This window comes from Pseudonocardia hierapolitana, from assembly GCF_007994075.1.
Taxonomy (GTDB): Bacteria; Actinomycetota; Actinomycetes; order Mycobacteriales; family Pseudonocardiaceae; genus Pseudonocardia; species Pseudonocardia hierapolitana.
The window spans coordinates 652,339-672,836 of the sequence record NZ_VIWU01000001.1; the positions used below are offsets into that span (position 1 = coordinate 652,339).

General features: G+C 72.1%; 24 protein-coding genes. 18 read left to right on the forward strand and 6 right to left on the reverse strand.

From position 1 onward, the window contains the following. Positions 1–39: 39 nt before the first annotated feature. On the forward strand, positions 40–702 hold the full coding sequence (locus FHX44_RS03145) for a TetR/AcrR family transcriptional regulator (RefSeq protein ID WP_147254077.1): 663 nt from the start codon (positions 40–42) through the stop codon (positions 700–702). Here the strand turns inward: FHX44_RS03145 and FHX44_RS03150 are convergent. Next, on the reverse strand, positions 699–1,175 hold the full coding sequence (locus FHX44_RS03150) for a MarR family winged helix-turn-helix transcriptional regulator (protein WP_147254078.1): 477 nt from the start codon (positions 1,173–1,175) through the stop codon (positions 699–701). The two genes, FHX44_RS03145 and FHX44_RS03150, sit on opposite strands and share 4 nt — an antisense overlap. Positions 1,176–1,226: 51 nt before the next feature. Between FHX44_RS03150 and FHX44_RS03155 the strand changes: the two genes are divergently transcribed. Then, positions 1,227–1,742, forward strand: a complete 516-nt coding sequence (locus tag FHX44_RS03155; protein ID WP_212612306.1) for a pyridoxamine 5'-phosphate oxidase family protein — start codon at positions 1,227–1,229, stop codon at positions 1,740–1,742. Positions 1,743–1,786: 44 nt separating this feature from the next. Here the strand turns inward: FHX44_RS03155 and FHX44_RS03160 are convergent, their stop codons facing one another. The 3 genes from FHX44_RS03160 to FHX44_RS43055 form a co-directional block, all read right to left on the reverse strand. Beyond that, entirely contained in the window at positions 1,787–2,809 is a 1,023-nt protein-coding gene (locus FHX44_RS03160; RefSeq protein WP_147254079.1) for a hypothetical protein, read from the reverse strand. 75 nt (positions 2,810–2,884) lie between these two features. Continuing rightward, entirely contained in the window at positions 2,885–3,769 is an 885-nt protein-coding gene (locus tag FHX44_RS03165) for a helix-turn-helix transcriptional regulator (protein ID WP_342792467.1), read from the reverse strand. A gap of 31 nt (positions 3,770–3,800) precedes the next feature. Continuing rightward, positions 3,801–4,325 carry a hypothetical protein gene (locus FHX44_RS43055; RefSeq protein WP_246170180.1) on the reverse strand — a complete coding sequence of 175 codons (525 nt, stop codon included), beginning with the start codon at positions 4,323–4,325 and terminating at the stop codon, positions 3,801–3,803. Between the two features lie 126 nt (positions 4,326–4,451). Between FHX44_RS43055 and treZ the strand changes: the two genes are divergently transcribed. Then, entirely contained in the window at positions 4,452–6,203 is a 1,752-nt protein-coding gene (gene treZ / locus FHX44_RS03170; RefSeq protein WP_246170181.1) for a malto-oligosyltrehalose trehalohydrolase, read from the forward strand. An 81-nt stretch (positions 6,204–6,284) separates the two neighbouring features. Beyond that, positions 6,285–6,920 (forward strand): LysE family translocator, encoded by a 636-nt coding sequence (locus FHX44_RS03175; protein ID WP_246170182.1) that lies wholly within the window; start codon positions 6,285–6,287, stop codon positions 6,918–6,920. A 239-nt stretch (positions 6,921–7,159) separates the two neighbouring features. Here FHX44_RS03175 and FHX44_RS03180 read toward each other — a convergent pair whose 3' ends face one another. Further along, positions 7,160–8,065 (reverse strand): helix-turn-helix domain-containing protein, encoded by a 906-nt coding sequence (locus tag FHX44_RS03180; RefSeq protein WP_147254082.1) that lies wholly within the window; start codon positions 8,063–8,065, stop codon positions 7,160–7,162. Between the two features lie 70 nt (positions 8,066–8,135). Here FHX44_RS03180 and FHX44_RS03185 point away from each other — a divergent pair, with 70 nt between their 5' ends. From FHX44_RS03185 to FHX44_RS03205, 5 genes are all read left to right on the forward strand, one after another. Next, positions 8,136–8,831, forward strand: coding sequence for a M50 family metallopeptidase (locus FHX44_RS03185; RefSeq protein WP_246170183.1), 696 nt, complete (start codon positions 8,136–8,138; stop codon positions 8,829–8,831). 7 nt (positions 8,832–8,838) lie between these two features. Continuing rightward, a complete protein-coding gene (locus tag FHX44_RS03190; protein WP_147254084.1) occupies positions 8,839–9,249 on the forward strand; it encodes a nitroreductase family deazaflavin-dependent oxidoreductase in 411 nt (136 codons plus the stop codon). Between the two features lie 28 nt (positions 9,250–9,277). Further along, on the forward strand, positions 9,278–9,715 hold the full coding sequence (locus tag FHX44_RS03195) for a GlcG/HbpS family heme-binding protein (protein ID WP_147254085.1): 438 nt from the start codon (positions 9,278–9,280) through the stop codon (positions 9,713–9,715). 66 nt (positions 9,716–9,781) lie between these two features. Continuing rightward, positions 9,782–11,203 (forward strand): pyruvate kinase, encoded by a 1,422-nt coding sequence (pyk, locus tag FHX44_RS03200; RefSeq protein ID WP_147254086.1) that lies wholly within the window; start codon positions 9,782–9,784, stop codon positions 11,201–11,203. An 8-nt stretch (positions 11,204–11,211) separates the two neighbouring features. Further along, the gene (locus FHX44_RS03205) at positions 11,212–11,715 is read left to right on the forward strand and encodes a GNAT family N-acetyltransferase (RefSeq protein WP_212612307.1); all 504 of its coding nucleotides are present in this window, start codon (positions 11,212–11,214) and stop codon (positions 11,713–11,715) included. An 8-nt stretch (positions 11,716–11,723) separates the two neighbouring features. On the opposite strand, the gene FHX44_RS03210 is transcribed toward FHX44_RS03205, so the two are convergent. Beyond that, positions 11,724–12,818, reverse strand: a complete 1,095-nt coding sequence (locus tag FHX44_RS03210) for a cytochrome P450 family protein (protein WP_147254088.1) — start codon at positions 12,816–12,818, stop codon at positions 11,724–11,726. Between the two features lie 35 nt (positions 12,819–12,853). On the opposite strand from FHX44_RS03210, the gene FHX44_RS03215 reads away from it, so the two are divergent. The 9 genes from FHX44_RS03215 to FHX44_RS03255 all read left to right on the forward strand — a co-directional run bounded on the left by FHX44_RS03215 (position 12,854) and on the right by FHX44_RS03255 (position 20,475). Continuing rightward, on the forward strand, positions 12,854–13,357 hold the full coding sequence (locus FHX44_RS03215; protein ID WP_147254089.1) for a MarR family winged helix-turn-helix transcriptional regulator: 504 nt from the start codon (positions 12,854–12,856) through the stop codon (positions 13,355–13,357). Further along, entirely contained in the window at positions 13,354–14,259 is a 906-nt protein-coding gene (locus tag FHX44_RS03220) for an acyl-CoA thioesterase (protein ID WP_147254090.1), read from the forward strand. The genes FHX44_RS03215 and FHX44_RS03220 overlap by 4 nt, the downstream gene beginning before the upstream one ends. Positions 14,260–14,391: 132 nt before the next feature. Then, positions 14,392–14,943 (forward strand): DUF3558 domain-containing protein, encoded by a 552-nt coding sequence (locus tag FHX44_RS03225; RefSeq protein WP_170308746.1) that lies wholly within the window; start codon positions 14,392–14,394, stop codon positions 14,941–14,943. A 133-nt stretch (positions 14,944–15,076) separates the two neighbouring features. Next, positions 15,077–15,385, forward strand: a complete 309-nt coding sequence (locus tag FHX44_RS03230) for a hypothetical protein (protein WP_147254092.1) — start codon at positions 15,077–15,079, stop codon at positions 15,383–15,385. Positions 15,386–15,691: 306 nt separating this feature from the next. Continuing rightward, a complete protein-coding gene (locus tag FHX44_RS44115; protein WP_425469178.1) occupies positions 15,692–16,243 on the forward strand; it encodes a DUF3558 domain-containing protein in 552 nt (183 codons plus the stop codon). Positions 16,244–16,345: 102 nt separating this feature from the next. Then, complete coding sequence (locus tag FHX44_RS03240) at positions 16,346–16,669, forward strand: hypothetical protein (RefSeq protein WP_147254094.1); 324 nt, start codon at positions 16,346–16,348, stop codon at positions 16,667–16,669. Between the two features lie 20 nt (positions 16,670–16,689). Next, the gene (locus FHX44_RS03245; RefSeq protein ID WP_212612308.1) at positions 16,690–18,081 is read left to right on the forward strand and encodes a PPE domain-containing protein; all 1,392 of its coding nucleotides are present in this window, start codon (positions 16,690–16,692) and stop codon (positions 18,079–18,081) included. Between the two features lie 105 nt (positions 18,082–18,186). After that, positions 18,187–18,909, forward strand: a complete 723-nt coding sequence (locus FHX44_RS03250) for a dienelactone hydrolase family protein (RefSeq protein WP_170308747.1) — start codon at positions 18,187–18,189, stop codon at positions 18,907–18,909. Positions 18,910–19,167: 258 nt separating this feature from the next. Continuing rightward, positions 19,168–20,475: an O-acetylhomoserine aminocarboxypropyltransferase/cysteine synthase family protein gene (locus FHX44_RS03255; protein WP_425469108.1), complete on the forward strand. Its 1,308-nt coding sequence runs from the start codon at positions 19,168–19,170 to the stop codon at positions 20,473–20,475. Positions 20,476–20,498 lie beyond the last annotated feature (23 nt).

Sequence of the window (20,498 nt, forward strand, 5' to 3'; positions counted from 1 at the left end):
ACGGAGCGAATCGCTCCGCAAGGAAGCTATGATCGAGCCATGACCGAGCGCCGCGCCGCGCGCGCCGCCGAGGCAGAGCGCAACGACCGGGCACTCCTGGAAGCGGCCCGCGACGTCCTCTCCCTCGACGGCGCACACGCCTCCGTCGCCGCCATCGCCAAGCGGGCCGGCGTCGGGATCGGGAGCCTCTACCGCCGCTACCGGTCCAAGGAGGAGCTCTTCCAACACCTCGCCGTCCTCGCCGTCCAGCAGTGGAACGAGGCGGCCGAGCGCGGCCTCGCCGCCGCGGACCCGTGGACCGGGCTCACCGGGTTCGTCACCGAGTGCGTCGAGTCCGGGCAGGGCTCGCTCGCACCGGTGGCCGGCACCATCGAGGTCACACCGGAGATGTGGGCCGCGAGCACCCGCGGCGACGAGCTCCTCGCCGAGCTGGTCACCCGCGCCCACGACGCCGGCGCGCTGCGGCCCGACGCCACCGCCGTCGACGTCTCGCTGCTGATCGAGCAGCTGCGCCGCTCACCTCTCGTCGACCAGGTGCGCGCACAGGGCCGCGACGATCTGGTGGACGAGGCCGTCCGGGCCCGGCGCCGGATCATCGCCATCGCGCTCGACGGCCTGCGCGCCGGCCCTGGCCGCCCGCTGCCCGGCGAGCCGCCGAGCCTGCGGCTGTTCACCGAGCGCTGGGAGGCCCGGACGAGCTAGCTCGATGCGTCACCCCGGATGGAGGGGACACGGCGCGCGCGCACGGCCGCGGCACCGCCGGTCCGCTCGAGCACCGCCCAGGCCGCCTCCTTCAGCTCGGCGACGCGCCGGGCACCCAGCAGCTCGACGAGCTCGGACTCCAGCCCTGCCCTGATCTGGCGCGTCCTGGCGACCGCCTCGACGCCGCGCGCGGACAACCCGACCCGCCTGACCCGCGCGTCGGCGGGATCGGGGCTGCGTTCCACGTAGCCGAGCCGCTCCAGCTCACCGACCGCCTTCGACGCGGCCTGCTGGGTGACCCCCATCCGTTCGGCGAGCTCACCGATGGAGCGGGGTCCGTCCACGACGTGCTGCACCACGAACCCGTGACTGATGCGCAGATCCGGGTGGCCCGCGGCACCGAGCCTGCGCACCGCCTCCTCGTTCAGGGCGAGCCCGCTCAGGAACAGTGCGGTGACGACGTCCAGCTCCATGACCCACAACCTTAGTTGCACAACTATGGTTGAGCAATTACCGTGCTCGTCGTGTCCGATCTCGACGAGTTCGTCGCCATCGCCCACCGCGTCGTCTGGGCCACCCTCGCCACCGTCGACGGCCGCAATCGGCCCCGCTCGCGGGTGGTGCACCCGGTGTGGGAGCGCACGCCCGACGGGCTGCTGGGCCGGGTCTGCACCCGGGCCACCGCTCTCAAGCGGGCACACATCGCGCACAGCCCGTACGCCTCCGTCTCCTACTGGGATCCCGCCCACGACGTCGCCGTGGCCGAGTGCGCCGCCGCGTGGGACCCGACCCCGGAGCGGACCTGGCCGGTGTTCCGCGCCCATCCCGATCCGGTCGGCTTCGACCCGGAGAGCGTGTTCGAGGGTGGCACCGCCCATCCGCAGGCCGCCGTGCTGGAGCTGCGGCCGTGGCGGCTGCGCTGGGCCCGGGCCGCCGACCTCGCGGCGGGGCGGGGGCACGTGGTGGTGACGATCGGACCTCCTCAGCCGAACAGGTCGCCGAGCAACCCCGGGTCCACGGCGGTCGAGGCGGGCCGGTAGCCGGCCGCCGTACTCGCTGCGGGCCTGCACTCACGCCGCGTGGCTCACCCTCCGACGAGACGGGCGACCCGCAGTGCGGGTCGGTCCCCCTCCCGGAGTGCGCCGTTGGTGATGAACGCGGTGTCCCCGCGGACGGCCACCGCCGTCGTGCCCTGGAGGCCGTCGTCGCCGTCGAGCAGAACCCGGTGCGTGCCGTCCGCCGCGACACCGACCAGCTCGCTCGTGTCGTTGAGCGCCGCGAGGATCTCGTCGCCCCGACCGGTGAAGTCGAAGTCGTCGATGCCGGCCAGGCCCGTGGCGTGCACGGCGGCCGGGCCTGCCGCACCCGACTGCTCCACCGGGATGCGCACGATCGTGCCGAGATCGTAGTTGCTCACCCACACCGCTCCTGCGTGCAGCTTCAGCCCGTTCGCTCCGAAGAATTCGGACGGAGCGAGGGCGGGGTCGGCGCTCCATACCGACGGTTCGCCACCGGACAGCGGGGCCTCCCACACCCGGCCACCGGTCGAGTCGGTGACGAGGAAGCGGTCTCCGGCCTGGTCGATGAGCAGTGCGTTCGGCATCGCGTCCGCAGGTATCGAGACGATCAGCTCCGGCTCGGCCGACCCGGGCACCAGTCGCCAGATGCCGGTCAGCCCACCCCGCCCTGCCGAGTAGAGGAAGAACACCGCTCCGCCTCGATCGCGCGCCACCCCGGTCACCTGCGGAGCCCCGACCACCGGCGTCGTACCGCCCCCGCCCGCGGGCACCGGCATGGTGGCGAGCACCTCGGTACCGCCGTCTCCCCTCACCCGGACGACCTGCCGGGCGCCGATCATGCCGACGATCGCGCCGCCACCCGGTTCGAGCGCGACGCTCTCCGCGTTCTGCCCGACGGACCTGTCGAACTCCGCCACCACCCGGACATCGGCCAACTCACTGAGCCCGGCGGGCGCCGGAGTCTCCGTCGGCGCAGCGGGCTCGGCGGACGCACACCCGGCCGCACCGAACGCCGTGCCGGCCGCCACGGCGATGCCGAGGACGACGGACGACACGCGGACGTGCGCGGCGGACGGCGACATTCGCATCGTGATGCTCCTCTTCTTGTCCTATGTGGACTGTCGGTCGACGTCACCGGACCCGCAGGGTCACCTGACGTGCGGTCAGGGTGTCCGGCGCGGCTCCGCGGTGACGAACGGTGCGGCGTCGAACCGCTCCCGGCCGAGCGCCGCGATCAGCTCGAGCTGCCCCACGGCCTCGCTGCCCGGGGCGGGTGAGTAGACGATCAGCCGCTGCCCCTGGGCGGTCGCCAGGACGTCGAAGTCGAGTTCGACCAGCCCGACCACCGGATGGATGATCCGCTTGCGATCGCTGCGGCGGACGGCGACGTCGTGTCGGGCCCACAACCGCGTGAACTCCGGGCTCGCGGCGCGCAGGGCCCGGACCAGGCCCGCGGCGAAACGGTCGCCGCCCCGCGCCGCGACCGTCGCGCGGAGGTCGTCGACCTGGGCACGGCTCTCGCCCTCGTGGTCGTCGACCGGCTGGCGGGCGCGGAACGTCGGATCGGTGAACCAGCGGTACGTGCAGCTGCGCGCAAAGCCGCGCAGTCCGGTCTGCTCGCCGAGCAGCGCGTCGGCGAGCGCATTCTGAGCGAGCACCACGTTGAGGTCGGAGGCGATCAGAGCGGGGAGGGTGGCCAGGTCGTCGAGCAGACGCAGGAGGACCCGGCTGACGTGTTCGTCGGACCCCGGCGCGGGCGGAGCGTGGTGCCCCGAGAGCAGGAACAGGTGCTCGCGTTCGTCCCGGCTCAGCCGTAGGGCACGGGCGAGGGCCGCGACGAGGGCGACCGAGGGAGCCGCGGCCCGCCCCTGCTCGAGCCGGGCGAGGTAGTCCGGTGACATCCCGGCGAGCTGCGCGACCTCGAAACGCCGTAGGCCCGGCGTCCTCCGCCGGGACCCCACCACCATCCCGACGTCCGATGGCTGCAGCAACGCCCGCCTGCTGCGCAGGAAGTCCCCGAGCTCGCCGCGATCCATACGCTCCAGCATGATCCGTCCCGAGTGGGACAACCAGGACCTGTCACGTCCACGGTCCGTCGGTCTTCTCCGGATCGGTCACGAGCAGGTGCACGGCGGGCACGTCGACGGTGACCACCGTGACCGCGAGCCGGTGGGCCGCCGCGGTCGTCGGCGTGAACGGCGCGGTCCAGTCCTGCCAGCCGCACCCCGACGTCCGGCGGCACTCCGGCTCCAGCAGCAACGGCTGGTCGACGAGCACCCGCCCGGCCGGGTCGACGAGCTGCACGTGCAGCTCCACCGCACCGTCCGCCTCACCGCCGCTGTCGCCGAGGGTCGGGCTCACGAACAGCTCGTGCTCGACCCCGGGGTGCTCCACCAGCACGTCGTACTCGCGCACCGGGGCCGACGCGCCGACCGGCACGCCCAGCGAGCCCTGCGCGTCCACCTCGAGGAGGGTGGTGCGGGCGATTCCCGGGTCGAGCCAGTACGCCCCGATGCCGAAGAGGCCGCAGACGACGAGGATCACGGCGGGCACGCCCCAGGTCACGTCGCGCAGCCCGCCCGTCCCGCGGACCTGCGCGTACACGGCCAGTCCGCGAACCCGACGCCGCACCCGACCGACACCACCACCAGCAGCAGCACGCTCGTCGACACGGGAGCAGGTCGGCGGCGCGCCGGTGCCCGTTGGCGAGTGCTGGCAGGATCGCCCGACGTGACCGACTTCGCCGTGTGGGCGCCACAGCGCCAACGCGTCCGGGTGCTGGTGGACGGCACCCCGTACGAGATGTCCCCCGATCCGTCAGCAGGCGCCGCCGGGTGGTGGCAGGCCGTCGTCGAGGACGCGGCGCCCGGCACCGCCTACGCCTTCCTCCTCGACGACGAGGAGGAGCCGCTGCCGGACCCGCGCTCGCGCTGGCAGCCCACCGGCGTGCACGGGGCGTCACGCGTGTACGACGACAACGCCTTCTTCTGGACCGACCGGGCGTGGACCGGCCGCCAGCTGCCGGGCAGCGTGCTCTACGAGCTGCACACCGGCACGTTCACTGCCGATGGCACCTTCGACGCGGCGATCGAGCGGCTCGACCACCTCGTCGGGCTGGGCGTCGACATGGTGGAGGTGCTGCCGGTCAACGCCGTCGACGGGCCGCGCAACTGGGGATACGACGGCGTCGGCTGGTACGCGGTCACCGAGAACTACGGCGGGCCGGACGCGTTCAAGCGGTTCGTCGACGCCTGCCACGCCCGTGGGCTCGGCGTCGTGCTCGACGTCGTCTACAACCACCTCGGCCCGTCGGGGGCCTACCTGGACCGCTTCGGCCCGTACTTCGCCGGCAGCAACATCTGGGGCCCGTCGCTCAACCTGGACGGGCCGCACTCGGACGAGGTGCGCCGCTACGCGATCGACAACGCGCTCATGTGGCTGCGCGACTTCCACGTCGACGCGCTGCGGATCGACGCCGTGCACGCGCTGCACGACAGCCGTGCCACGCACCTGCTGGAGCAGCTGGCAGTCGAGGTGGAGGCGCTGTCGGCGCACGTGGGCAGGCCGCTGTCGCTCATCGCCGAGTCCGACCTCAACGACGCGCGGCTGGTCACGGCGCGCGAGGGCGGCGGGTACGGGCTGCACGCGCAGTGGTGCGACGACATCCACCACAGCCTGCACGCGGTGCTCACCGGGGAGTCCCAGGGCTACTACACCGACTTCGCAGAGGCGGGCATCACGGGCCTCGCGCGCGTGTTCACCCGCGCCTTCTTCCACGAGGGCACGTGGTCCGGATTCCGCGAGCGCACCCACGGCGCTCCGGTGGACACCCGACGCATCCCGGGGCACCGCTTCCTCGCCTACCTGCAGAACCACGACCAGATCGGCAACCGGGCCACCGGCGACCGCCTCAGCCAGACACTCTCCCCCGGCCTGCTGGCCTGCGGCGCCGCGCTCGTGTTCTGCTCCCCGTTCACGCCGATGCTGTTCATGGGCGAGGAGTGGGGCGCGCGCACCCCGTGGCAGTTCTTCTCCCACTTCCCGGACGAGGCGCTGCGCGACGCCGTGCGCGAGGGCAGGCGGCGGGAGTTCGCCGAGCACGGCTGGGGCGACTCCGAGGTTCCGGACCCGAACGCCGAGAGCACGTTCCTCGACTCCAAGCTCGACTGGGACGAGCCCGCGCAGGAGCCCCACGCCACCCTGCTGCGGATGCACAGGGAGCTGATCGCGCTGCGGAAGGCGTGGCCGGAGCTCTCCGACCCGTGGCTCGACGACGTGGGGGTCGGGGGCGACGACGCCGCACGCACCGTGGTGCTGCACCGCGGCACGCTGCGCGTGGCCTGCAACCTCGCCGCCGAGGCCGTCACCCTCGACCTGGAGGCGCCGATCGAGCGGATCCTGCTGGCGTCGGAGCCGGTGAAGGGGGACGGGAGGGCGCTCACCCTCCCGCCGGAGTCGTTCGCCGTGGCGAAGCTGGCCTGACCGACTCCGCGCGCTGCCCGCCGTCGTGCCGCGCGCGGAATGCCCGCGACCGTCCCGGCCCGCCTCGCTACCGTTCGCGGCGTGCCTTCCGTCGAGACCCTGCTGGCGTTCACGCTCGCCGGCGTCATCCTCGTGATCATCCCCGGGCCGAGCGTGCTGTTCATCGTCGGTCGGGCGCTCGCCCACGGCAGGCGGGCGGCGCTGGCGAGCGTGGCCGGCAACACGGCAGGCGCCTCGCTCGTCGTGGTCGCGGTCGCGCTGGGCTTCGGTGCGATCGCGACGCAGTCGCTGGCCGTCTTCACCGTGCTCAAGCTGGTCGGCGCGGCCTACCTCGTCTACCTGGGTGTGCAGACGATCCGCAGGCGCGGCGACCTGATCGCCCGCCTCGGCGAGCCCGCCGCGCCCCCCGACCGGCGGATGTTCCTGCAGGGCGTGATCGTCGGGGTCACCAACCCGAAGGTGCTGGTGTTCTTCGCGGCCGTGCTGCCGCAGTTCGTCGACACCGCGGCGGGCAGCCCGACCACCCAGATGCTCGTGCTCGGGCTGCTGTTCGCGATGATCGCCGCCACCCTCGACAGCGCCTGGGGCCTGGCGGCTGGCAGCGCCCGGACCTGGTTCGCCACCTCACCCGGCCGCCTGCGGTGGATGGGCGGCATCGGCGGCGTGTCCCTGATCGCGATGGGCGCAGGCCTCGCGCTGACGGGCCGCAAGGACTGACTGCGCGAGCTGTCGAACTCCCACGAAATGCCCAACTCATCGCGCCGAGACGCCCGACTCGCCGTATCCGGACGCCCGACTCGCCGTGTCGAGACGTCGGACTCGCGGGTGAGTCTTGCTCTGACACGGTGAGTCTTGCGTCCTGACACGGTGAGTCTTGCGTCCTGACACGGTGAGTCGTGCGTTACGACGCGGCGAGTCGGGCGTTCCAGCGCCACCGGCTTGGAGGCGGGCCCGCCTCAGCCGTGGGCACGCAGGGCGTCGACGAACCACTCGAACGGCTCGATCTGCGCCGGGGCGCGCCCCCAGCCGTTGAGGATGCCGAGCAGGTCCCAGTAGCGCGCGACCCGGCGGTCGGTGAAGGTGTCGATCGTGTCGGCCAGCTGGTCACGGGCTGCCGCGTCCATGCCGGGATCGATGATCCGGGCGAGGACGGCCTGGCCCTCCGGCGAGTCGGGCGCGGTGCCGCCGGCGACGGCGGCGCCCGCGTGCTCGACGATCGGCGCCGGGTCGAACGGAGGCTGGTCGCCGGCGGCCTCCGAACCGGCGACGGCCATCTCCCGGGCCCGGGCGCGGAACGCCGGATCGTTCACGAGCTCGGCGAGCTCCACCCACGCCTCCACCTGCTCGGTGGTCGGTTCGTCGGGCAGTGCGGCCGGGAGCATCCGCATGTTGTTCGCGATCCCGGCGCCAGGGGCGTCGGGGTCGGTGCCCGCGAACGTGGCGTCGACGAACTCGTCGATCATCTGCTGGCGCTCGGCGGCGGAGAGCCGGGCGAGGTCGTTCATCAGTGCTGCCTTCCGTGGAGAGGGAGCGCCCCGCGCGAGCAGCGTGCACACGGCGCGCTGCGTCCGCAGGACGCGGATCTGGTTGTCGATGGCCTGCACGTGCGCGGCCGCCACGTCCTCGACGCTGCGCCTGCGCTCGAGCACGAGCCTGATGTCGTCCAGGCCCATGCCGAGCTCGCGCAGCGTGCGGACGAGGTCGAGCCGCGCCACCGCCCGGCCGTCGTACCGGCGGTAGTTGCCGGCCGACCGGTCCGTCTCGGGCAGCACGCCCTCGTCGGACCAGAACCGGATGGTGCGGACCGGCACGCCCGTGCGGCGGGCGAGCTGCCCGATCGTCAGCAGGGGTTTCTCGGCCATGAACCGATCCTCGAGTCTCCAGCGGCTGGAAGGTCAAGGCCGATTCTGCGCCCGTGCGAGACTGGGTCGTGTGGGTGACGGCCTGGCAACGTTCCAACGCACCCTCTCCGCACTGATCGAGCAGCGCCCTGGCGTGCTGCTCGCCGCGGCGCTCGCGCTGGTCGTCGTGATGTGGACGGCGGCGTGGCGATGGACACGGATCGTCGTGACGATCGCCCACGAGGGCGGGCACGCGCTCGTCGCGGTCATCGCCGGGCGCGGCCTCACCGGGATCCGGCTGCACGCCGACACCTCCGGGCTGACGGTCTCGACCGGCGACCGCCGCGGACCCGGGCTTGTGTTCACCTTCCTCGGCGGGTACCCGGCGCCGTCACTGCTCGGCGTCGGGGGTGCCCTGCTGGTCGCCGCCGACCAGACCGCGCTGATGCTGTGGATCGCGATCGTCCTGCTCGTGGCCACGCTGGTGCACGTGCGCAACGCGTACGGGGTGTTCGTCGTGCTCGCCACCGGCGCGCTGGTCGGCGCCGTCGCGTGGTGGGGCGAGCCCCGTCTGCAGGACGGGTTCGCGGCCGTGCTGTGCTGGTTCCTGCTCTTCGGCGGCGTTCGCGCCGTGCACGAGCTGCGGCGCAGCAGGCGGCGCGGCGCGTCGGACGCGGACATGCTCGGGGCCATCACGTGGGTGCCCCGGGGAATGTGGGTGCTGCTGTTCTGGTTGCTCGCGGCAACGGCCGTGATCGTCGCGGCCGGGATCCTGCTCTTCAGGTGAGGGAAAGATGAGCGACTGGAACGAGAAGGTCATCGAGGAGTTCCGCGCCAACTCCGGGATCGTGGGCGGCTACTTCGAGGGCGCCCCGATGATCCTGATCCACCACATCGGAGCGAAGTCCGGCGTCGAGCGCGTCACGCCGCTGGTCCACTTCCCCGAGGACGACGGCAACACCGTGATCGTGGCCTCGAACGGCGGCGCGCCCACGCACCCGGCGTGGTTCCACAACCTCAGGGCCAACCCGAAGATCGAGGTCGAGGTCGGCACCGAGCGGTACACGGTGCTCGCGGAGGAGCTGCCCCGCGCCGAGCGCGACGAGTTCTGGAAGCGCGTCGTGGCCGAGCGCCCCGGCTTCGCCGACTACGAGCGCAACACCGACCGCCTCATCCCGCTGGTGCGGCTCACCCGCGTGGGCTGAGCCAGGATCCGGGGGGCAGGATCGGCCCATGCCGATCACCCTCGACCAGGCCCAGACCATCGTGCAGACCGCCTTGCAGCACGGCACCGATCAGGGCTTCCAGCCCCTGACGGTCGCCGTGCTCGACCCGGGTGGCGCGCTCGTCGCGCTCGGCCGCCAGGACGGCTCCGGATACCTGCGGCCCGACCTCGCCACCGCGAAGGCCTGGGGGATCCTGGGCATGGGCATGACCAACCGCGCGCTCGCCGCCCGCGCCGAAGCGGCGCCGGACCTCTACACGACGATCGTCGCCCTCTCCGGCGGCAAGCTCGTCTCCGTGCCCGGTGGTGTGTTCATCCGGGACGCCGACGGCCAGTTGCTGGGCGCCGTCGGCGTCAGCGGGGACACGTCGCTGAACGACGAGGCCGCTGCGCTCGCCGGGATCGCGGCGGCCGGCCTCGTCGCGGAGACGGGCGCAGAGGCCTGAGCTGCGGACTGAATCGAAGACGAACCTTCACCTGATCGTTCCAGTTGCCACGCTAGACTCATTCGCGTGAGCCGACGCACCAAGATCGTCTGCACTATCGGTCCCGCCACCGCGTCGCCGGACCGGATCCGCGAGCTCGTGCAGGCGGGGATGGACGTCGCCCGCCTGAACTTCAGCCACGGCACCCGCGACGACCACAAGCGGGTCTACGACATGGTCCGCGCCGCGGCCGATGCCGAGGGCCACGCCGTGGGCATCATGGCGGACCTGCAGGGTCCCAAGATCCGCCTGGGGCGCTTCGCCACCGGGCCCGTCGAGTGGCAGACCGGCGAGGAGGTGCGGATCACGGTCGATGACGTGGCCGGCACCCACGACCGGGTCTCCACCACCTACACCGGCCTCGCCGCCGACGCCCGTCCCGAGGACCGGCTGCTCGTCGACGACGGCAAGGTCGCCCTCCGCGTCGTCAAGGTCGAGGGCAACGACGTCGTCTGCCGCGTCACCGAGGGTGGCCCGGTGAGCGACAACAAGGGCATCTCGCTGCCCGGGATGAACGTCACGGTGCCCGCCATGTCCGAGAAGGACTGCGGCGACCTCGAGTTCGCGCTCGGCCTGCGGGTCGACACGATCGCGATGTCGTTCGTGCGCAGCCCCGCCGACATCGACGTGACCCACAAGATCATGGACAGCATGGGCGCCCGGGTGCCGGTGATCGCGAAGCTGGAGAAGCCGGAGGCGGTCGACAACCTCGAGGCCATCGTCCTCGCGTTCGACGGCATCATGGTCGCCCGCGGTGACCTGGGCGTGGAGCTGCCGCTGGAGCACGTGCCGCTGGTGCAGAAGCGCGCCATCCAGATCGCGCGCGAGAACGCCAAGCCGGTCATCGTCGCCACCCAGATGCTCGAATCGATGATCACCAATTCGCGGCCGACCCGTGCGGAGGCGTCCGACGTCGCCAACGCGGTGCTCGACGGCGCCGACTGCGTGATGCTCTCGGGCGAGACCGGCGTCGGCCGTTACCCGATCAAGTCCGTCCAGACGATGGCCCAGATCATCGAGGCCGTCGAGGATGGGCCGGTCAACGTCCCGCCGCTCAACCACGTGCCGCGCACCAAGCGGGGCGTGATCTCCTACGCGGCCCGCGACATCGGAGAGCGCCTGTCGGCCCGCGCGCTGGTGGCGTTCACGCAGTCCGGCGACACCGTCCGGCGCCTCGCCCGCCTGCACACCCGGCTCCCGCTGCTCGCGTTCACCCCGGAGCCCGCGGTGCGCAGCCAGCTCGCGATGAGCTGGGGCGTCGAGACGTTCCTCGTGCCGTCGGTGGACTCCACCGACGCCATGGTCCGCCAGGTCGACCAGTCGATGCTGTCGATCGAGCGGTTCCAGCCCGGTGACCTCGTCGTGATCGTGGCCGGTTCGCCGCCCGGGACCGTCGGTTCCACCAACCTCATCCGCGTCCACCGCCTGGGCGAGGAGGACCACGCCTGACGGGCGTCGTGGTCCGCCGGCTCGCTCCGGCGGAGTGGGAGTCGCTGCGCGAGCTGCGACTCTCCGCGCTGCTCGATGCCCCAGGGGCCTTCGCGTCGAGCATCGAGCGGGAACGGTCCGAGCCGGAGACCCGCTGGCGCGAACGCATCGCCCGCCACGCCTGCTTCGTCGCCGAAGTGCGCGGCGAGCGGGTCGGCCTTGCGGCGGGCAAGCCGTCCTACGACGGAATCGCCGACCGCCGCGACCTGATCTCGATGTGGGTCCACCCGGCACACCGCGGCCGTGGCGTCGGCACGGGGCTCATGCGGGCCGTGGTCGAGTGGGCGGCGAGCGACGGCGCTCGCGAGGTGGCGCTCTGGGTCGCTGACGGGAACACGGCGGCGGCGGCCGCCTACCGGCGCGCGGGGTTCGTCCCGACGGGCAGGCGGCAGCCGCTGCCGAGCAACCCGGCCGTGGGCGAGGAGGAATGGGTTCTCGCGATACCCGCCCTCGACGAGGGACGCGCGAGCTGACCCTCCGCTCATCCGCGCAGCAGCACCGGTAGCTCGACCAGGCGGCTGCCCTGCATCCCACGGTCGACCCGGCGCAGCTGCGCGTACGGCACGGCCAGCCGCGCATCCGGGAAGTCGGCTGCCAGCACGTCGGCCACGGCACGCAGCTCCAGCTGGGCGAGCTGGGCGCCGATGCAGTAGTGCGGCCCGGCGCCGAACGTGAGGTCGGCCCCCGCGCCGGCCGTGTTGATGCCGGCGATGTCGACGAGAACCGGAGCCCGTTCCGGGAGCCGCACCCCGGCCAGCTCGACCTCGGCGCGCGTGAACCGCCACAGCGTGAACGGGGCGGGCGGCTGTTGCCGCAGGACCTCGCCCACCAGGTCGTCCGACGGGTCGCCCAGTGCCCGCGCGACCAGGAACCCGAGCGCGGCGTCCGTGGTGATCTGGCTGGCGAAGATCAGCCCGAAGAGCAGGTAGTGCACCTGTTCCTCGCTGGTGCCCTCCGGAACGCGGTCGCGCAGCTCCGCGGCCATGCCGCCGTGCTCCAGCGCGGCCGCCGCGAGGTCGGCGAACGCCGCCATCACCGCCGCGAACTCGCTCGGGCCGTAGGCGCCCATCCGCGCGCAGGCCGCGACCGCCTGGTCGACGCGGTCGGCCGGCACGCCGAGCAGCTCGCAGATCACGGTGAGCGGGAACCGCGTGGTGAAGTCCGCCATCAGGTCGACCGGCCCGTCCAGGGCGGCCAGCTGCCTGCGGGCGATCGTGGCGATCAGATCGGCGAACCCCTGGATCCGTCGGGCGGCGAACAACGGAGCGTGCGCCTTGCGCAGTGCCGCATGCGCCGGTCCGTCGAGCGTGGTGAGCGAGGGCTGCTCGGCGGCCGTCGGTTCGAGGCCCGCCGCCCATCGGTCCCATGACGGCGGGGCGTACGCAGGGTCCTTCGCCAGGCGATCGTCGGTGAGCACCCGGCGGGCCAGGGCCTCCTCCGTGACGATCCACACCGGCCCGCCGGCCGGCGCCTCCGCGCGCACGATCGGCCCGGCCGCCCGCAAGGCGGCGGCGGTGCCCGGTTCATTGATCCGGCGAACGACTGTGGCGAACGGATCGAACAATTCGGCTCCCAAGTAGCTAGGCTGCCTAGCTAACGTAGCATGGGCCGGTGCCCGACGAGATCGAATCCAGGGAGCGCACCCGCTGGGCGGCCGCCGAGGCGACGTGGGCGCTCTGGGAGGTGATGCGCGGCGCCACCGAGGCCGGCTACGTCCTGGCCGAGCGGCTGGGCCTGCCCTACAACGACGTCCGGGCACTGAGCGTTCTCACCGAGTCCGAGGACCCGCTCGGCCCGGTCGAGCTGGGGCACCGGCTGGGGATGCGCTCCGCGTCGGCCACCGAGCTCGTCGACCGGCTCGAGGGCAGCGGACACGTCCGCCGCGTGCGGCACCCGCGCGACCGCAGGCGCGTGATCCTCGAGCTCACGGAAACCGGCCGGCAGGCCGTCCTGGCGGAGCTGGGCCCGCTGCTCGCTCGGTTCGACCAGGTGGCCGACGACCTCGGCCCGGAGGGCAGCGCCGCCGTGGTGACCTACCTGCGCGCGATCGCAGAGGAGCAGCGCACTTACCGCGGCACCACGCGTGGAACGAGCCCTGAGAGGATGCGGCCGTGACGCGTTCGCCCGCCGTTCCCGAGACCGACGCCGACGGCGTGCCGCGCGGCCAGGCCGTGCTCGACAGGCTCGTCCAGCTGCTCGACCTGGAGCAGCTGGAGGTCAACCTGTTCCGCGGGGTCAGCCCGCCGGAAAGCCCCACCCGGGTCTTCGGGGGCCAGGTGGCGGGGCAGGCCCTCGTCGCCGCCGTCCGCACCGTGCCGGACGACCGCGCCGTGCACTCCCTGCACGCCTACTTCGTCCGCCCCGGCGACCCCCGCGTCCCGATCGTCTACGAGACCGAGCGCGTGCGTGACGGCCGGTCCTTCACCACCCGCCGCGTCCTCGCGATCCAGCACGGCGAGGCGATCTTCGCACTGTCCGCCTCGTTCCAACTGGCCGAGGACGGACTGGACCACAGCGAGCCGCCACCGTCCGACGTGCCCGACCCGGACAGCCTCCTCACGATCGGGGAACGCGTCGTCCGCGGTGACGACGCCGGCTGGCTCGCCCGGACACCGCGCCCGATCGACATGCGGTTCGTGGACGAACCCGCCTGGTCGACAGCCCGCGAGGGCGGCTCCGACGCGCCGGTCAGGGTGTGGATGCGCGCCGACGGCAACCTCCCCGACGACCCTCTCCTGCACGTCTGCCTGCTCACGTACGCGAGCGACATGACCCTGCTCGGCTCCGTGGTCGCCCGCCACGACGTCCCCGCCGAGCGTCTCCAGATGGCGAGCCTCGACCACGCCATGTGGTTCCACCGCCCCTTCCGCGCCGACGAGTGGTTGCTCTACACCTGCTACTCCCCCAGCGCCTCCGGCTCCCGCGGGCTCGCGACCGGGCGGTTCACCACGCAGGACGGCCGGCTGGTCGCCACCACGGTCCAGGAAGGCCTGGTGCGGCTCCGCCGCCCGCGCTGACCCCGATCATCCCCATATGCGGTTGCAGACCCGCACGCCGTGATCATCGCGATCTCCGCTCGATGTACCACCAGAGAGTGATCGGGCCGCTACGGTGCACCTGTGGCCGGAGTGCGGGGTGCAGTAGTCGTCGTGGTCCTGCTTCTCCTCGCTGGGTGCACGACGATCGGCGGAACACCGGCGCCGGCCGATCCGGCTCCGCCGACCTCAGCCGCCGCGGCCCGGCCCCGCGACGTGCCGATCGACGGGGTGGACCCCTGCTCGTTGCTCACGGAGGAGCAGCGGGAGGAGCTGGGGTTGGACGCCGAGCCACGTCTCGATGTCGGTCCGCTACCGCCGTACCCCGGCAACGACATCCCGCTGTGTCTGTTCGGCGGGTTCCGGCCACGCTCGGTCTCCCTGGGCGTGGCTGCCGTCACCGCGACAGGCATCGACCTCTTCCGCTCAGGCGGACTCGTTGCCAACATCCGGCCTATCGAGGTCGACGGCTTCCCAGCCTTGGTAGCGATCGCACCACGCAACACTGACTTCTGCAGCGTGGTCGTTGATGTCGCACCAGGCCAGGCCCTCGACATCAACTTTCGGCTCGACGGACGGGATGCCGGGGCGCCGGTCGAGTCACTCTGCCAGGACGCGGAGCGAGCAGCAGACGCAGTGATGACCACGCTGCTGACGGTTCGCTGATCTCCAACAACCATTCGCGATAGCAAACGATCCGGAAGGTTCCACGCTCGCAGAGGTGACATCCGCCGTAGCGTCGGGGATCCACAGAAGCGAGGGGACAATGCCCGGTACTCAACCGACCGTCACGCTCCGCGTGGACAGTAGCGCGCTCCCTGCCGTCAAGGCGGCGTTCGACGAGGCCATTGCCGAAGTCCGATTGCAGGTTCAGCGACTCGGCGGCGCTGCCTTCATCCCGGAACCCTGGCTGGGCGACCCGATCAGCAGTACGACGCGGGCACACTACAACTCTGTCGTCATGGAGTCGGCTGAAGGCGCGTACTCCGCCATGGTTGCCTACGCCGACGAACTGATCCGCATCCGCGACAGCCTCCAGGCGATGCAGGACCAGTACCTCAGCAGCGAGGACCAGGCCGCCGGAGACATGAGGCGACAACAGGCATGAGTGACGTCCCCTCGAAGAGCCTCACCCGCTACGAGATCTAGCCCGCCGTGCACCAAGGCCCCGGTGTCGCGGTCTCCAAGCCGGCCGAGAATCCTTATAGGAGGCGGAGGCGCTCTGTTCGCGGAGCAGCGCAGCCTGGTTGGGCGGCACATACGCGCTGATCGCCGAATGCGGTCGTAGAGCCGCACTGCCGCGGCTCCAGCACCGCACGTGGTGATCATGATGATCTCGACCAGATGTACCACCTCAGGGTGATCGGGCAGCTACGGTGCACGCGTGGGCGGGGTGCGGAACGCTGTCGTGATCATGGTCCTGGTGCTTCTGGCTGGGTGCACGACGATCGGGGGAACACCCGCACCGGCCGATCCGGCTCAACCGACCTCCGCGGCCTCGACCCGGCCCCGCGATGTACGGATCGATGGGATAGACCCTTGCTCGTTGCTGACCGACGAGCAGCGGGCGGAGCTGGGGTTGGACGGGCGGCCGGTGCTCGACCACGGTCCGAGCAGCCTATACCCAGGTGGCGATGTTCCGGTGTGTGTGACTCGCGGCTTCGAACCCCGCGCGGTTTCCGCCGGGATAACTCTCGCTACGACTGCCGGCATCGATCTCTACACCGCTGGATCCCTCGAGGTTGACATCCAACCAACTCAGGTGCATGGCTTCCCAGGAGTGGTCGCCGTACCTCAGCGCTTCACGGAGTGGTGCTCAGTGATCGTGGATGTTGCACCTGGTCAGCTCCTCGACGTCCAGTTCGCAGACGGAGGACGGACGCCTCCGATTCCCCAGACTCAGCTCTGTGAGGACGCAGTCGTAGTAGCGGATCATGCGATGAGCACGCTGCTAGCCATCAGATGACGGTGCACGCGTTCACGATCGCAAACGATCTGTCCCGATCACGCCTCTGCCGATAGCAGGCAGACCTAGCCTTGGCGCATGGCCTGAAGGTGAGGTGTGTGAATGCCTGAGCAACTCCGGCTGGAGCCGCAGGCAATCCCGACAGTGCGTGCTGCCGTCGAGGAGGGGCTGGCTGAACTTGGCACACAGCTCGTCCGACTTCGACAGCAGGCGATCATTCCCCAGCCTTGGATGGGCGATTTAACGAGCGAGTTCGTCCGTAACGAATACCAGCAGCGGGTCATCGAGGCAGTCGACGGTCCACTGGCTGCCATACGTGGTTTCGAGGCCGAGCTGACCAGGATTCTCGACAGCCTCAAGGCGATGGAGGACCACTACCGGCGCACGGAGGGCAACAACACAGCACTGTGGGGGCGGAAGGCGTGAGTGACCTGCGCTGGGAAGGCATGACCCATGATCAGATCTATGCAGCTGTGCACCAAGGACCCGGTGCGGCTGTCTCGAAACCGGCAGAGGATGCCTGGAGGCAGACCGAGGCGCTGATCCTGCGGATCGATGAGCGGATTGCGTCAGCGATGGCCGGGTCGCAGGCGGGGTGGGAGGGCAGCGCGGCCGACGCCACGCGATCGGCGATGACCCCGCTCGGTCAATGGGCACTCGACGCTGCGAGAAACGCGAGGCTCACCGCCGGGGCTGTGACGGGGCAGGGGCTGTTTGCGAAGTTCGTTCGCGACAACATGCCGGAGCCGCTCACCGAGCAGCGGAACGCGATGATCGGCGACGCCCTGAACGACCCGACGTTCATCTTCCACGGCCTCGATGACCTGCAGGGGGTGGAGCAGGACGCGGCCAACCGGGCCGCCCGAGCGGTCGAGCTGATGAACGGCTACACGGACAACTCGAATGGGAACCTCCAGTTCTGGGGGTCCTGGCCGTCTCCGCCGCAGGTCACGGTCGTCACCGACGTCGCTGCCCCAGGGCCGGGCGGCGGCCCGGGGGTGTCGGCGGTCCCCGGCGCCCCAGCGCCGACATCGCCGGCCGACGTCGCTGCCCCACCACCCGGCGCGAGCGCCCCCGTCCCCCCGGCCGGCCCGCCACCGGCGGTGATCCCGCCCGCCCCGCCGAACGTCGCGCCGCCGCCGGGAGCACCCGGCGCCGCACCCGCCGGGCCACCGATCGCCCCGGTGCCGACCCCGCCGACCCCGCCGGCGGTCGTTCCGCCGGGTCCGGGGCAGCAGGCAGGCCGGATCCCGCCGGCAACCGGTCCGAGCGCAGCGCCCGCCCTCCCCACCGCACCCACCGGATCTGGCCTTGCGCCCGCTCCCGGCGCTACACCACCACCCGGCACCTCCGCCCTTCCGCCGATCGGGCCGGGAGCAGTCCCGCCGGTTCGGCCCGGCAACCCGCCGGGAGGAGGCGGCCCTCGCCCGGTCGTGCCGAGCCCGCCGCGCCCCGCTCCGGTGCCGAGCTGGCGCGACGTCATCCCCGCCGGCCCGACGCCGCCCGGCTCGCGGTTCCCCGGCCCCGGAGCGGCAGACCCGAACCAGGCCCCACCGCCCGGCCCGCGCACCTCGTCGGAGCCGCTGGGCACCCGCGCCGTCGCGGAACCGACCGCTCGGGCGGCCGCCGCCGCGGGGCCTCCCCCCGGGCCCCGGGGAGCAGGCCCGAGCGCCATGGGCGGCTTGTACCCGCCGATGGCCGCCGGGCTGGGCGGGGGCCAGGAGCGGGAACGGCGCAGGCCCGACTACCTGCTCGACGACTCCGGTGCCTTCGCCGACGACCGCTGGTTCACCCCGGCAGTGATCACTCCGGACGACGGTCGGCCGCCCGGGCGCTGACCAGCACAAAACCAGCGATTGCTCGCGACGAGCAGTACACCGGCGTTGTTGCCACGACGCTCGCGTCCTGCTCGTTCGGGATCTCCCGGTACTAGCGTCATCCCGGTGCAGACCGAGATCAGCTTTCCCGCCGACGACGGCGTGACGCTCCCCGGCGTGCTGACCGTGCCCGACGGCCGCGAGGGCCAGGGCCCTGCGCTCGTGATGATCTACGAGGCGTTCGGGATGAACGACGAGATGCGCCGCGTCGCGCGCGAGCTCGCCGCCGAGGGGTACGCGGTGCTGATCCCGGACCTCTTCGCGCGCGGGCGGGTCAAGGGCCTGTGCGTGGCGCGGGCGATGCGCACCGTGCTGCGCGGCAGCGGGCGCGAGCTGGACGACATCGAGGCGGGCCGTCGGTGGCTCGCCGCGCGCCCCGAGGTCGACGCCGGCCGCATCGGCACGATCGGCTTCTGCCTCGGCGGGAGCTTCGCCCTCCTCCTCGCCGGGAGCGGCCGGTACAAGGTCAGCGCCCCGTTCTACAACGTGCCGCTGAAGGTTTCGCGGTCCTGCCCGATGGTCGCGAGCTACGGGGGCCGGGACCGCACCACGCGCGGGTTCGGCGACCGGCTGGAGGCGCGGCTCGCGGAGCTGGGCGTTCCGCACGACGTGCGCACCTATCCCGACGCAGGCCATTCGTTCTTCAGCCGGCCGCCGGGCCTGCTCGGCGCGATGACGAGGTACTCGCCGTTCCGGGCCGAGTACCACGCGCCGAGCGCCGAGGACGCCCACCGCCGGATCGTCGCGTTCTTCCGCGAGCACCTCGACGGCAACGGTCCGATCGACTAGGAAGGGGAGCATGCCGGTCCCGCCGCCCCTTCTCGCGCGCCGCCGGCACGTCGACTTCGCCCTGGTCTGCAGCTGCGCGTGTCCGGGTCCCCGCTGACCCGACACTCCCAGCACCCCAGGAGATCCCCTGCGCCCATCACCGAACGGGATGAGAACCTCCGCGGCGTCATCACCGCCACCTCGACCGGTTCCGCAACACCACGCCGGTGACGACCCGGCTCGTCACACACCGATCCGGACACGCGGGCACGTAGCAGGATGGAGAGCATGAGCGAGCAGGACCGCAGTTGGGGCTTCCGCACGCGCGCGGTGCACGCCGGGCACGTACCCGACATCGCCACCGGCGCCCGTGCGGTGCCGATCTACCAGTCCACGAGCTTCGTGTTCGAGGACACCACCGACGCCGCGAGCCTGTTCGCGCTGCAGAAGTACGGGCTCATCTACAGCCGGATCGCGAACCCCACCGTCGCGGCGCTGGAGGAGCGGCTGGCGAGCCTGGAGGGCGGGCTCGGCGCCGTCGCGACGGCGAGCGGGCAGGCCGCCGAGTTCCTGACCTTCGCCTCCCTGGCCGGCGCCGGGGACCACATCGTCGCAGCGGCAGGCCTGTACGGCGGCACGATCACCCAGCTCGACGTGACGCTGCGCCGGTTCGGGGTCGACACCACGTTCGTCGCGGGCGAGGCCGAGGAGTTCGCCGCGGCGATCACCGACCGCACCAAGTTGCTGTTCGCCGAGGTCGTGTCCAATCCGGGCGGCCAGATCGCCGACATCGCCGCGCTCGCCGACGTCGCCCACGCCGCCGGCATCCCACTGATCATCGACGCCACGCTCGCCACCCCGTACCTGTGCCGGCCGATCGAGCACGGCGCCGACATCGTGATCCACTCAGCCACCAAGTTCCTCGGCGGGCACGGCACCACGCTGGGCGGGGTCGTGATCGAGTCGGGCAGGTTCCCCTGGGGCAACGGCAGGTTCCCGCAGATGACGGAGCCGGTCCCGTCCTACGGCGGGCTCACCTGGTGGGGGAACTTCCAGGAGTTCGGGTTCCTCACCAAGCTGCGGGCCGAGCAGTTGCGCGACGTCGGCGCCTCGCTGTCGCCACACAGCGCGTTCCTGCTGATCCAGGGCGTGGAGACGCTGCCGCAGCGGATGGAGGCGCACGTGGCGAACGCGCGCGCGGTCGCCGAGTGGCTGCACGCCGACCCGCGGGTCTCGTACGTCCGCTGGGCCGGCTTGCCCGACCACCCCCACCACGACCGCGCGGCGCGCTACCTGCCGCTCGGGCCGGGTGCGGTGTTCTCGTTCGGGGTCGTCGGCGGGCGGGAGGCCGGGTCGCGGTTCATCGAGTCCGTGCAGCTGTGCAGCCACCTCGCCAACGTCGGCGACGCGCGCACGCTGGTGATCCACCCGGGATCCACCACCCACCAGCAGCTCACCGACGAGCAGCTCCGGGATGCGGGCGTCCCGCCGGATCTGGTACGGATCAGCGTGGGCCTGGAAGACCCCGAGGACATCCTGTGGGACCTCGACCAGGCGCTGGCCGCCGCGGCGAAGGAGGGCACGTGAGCGAGCCTGCGAGCGAACCGATC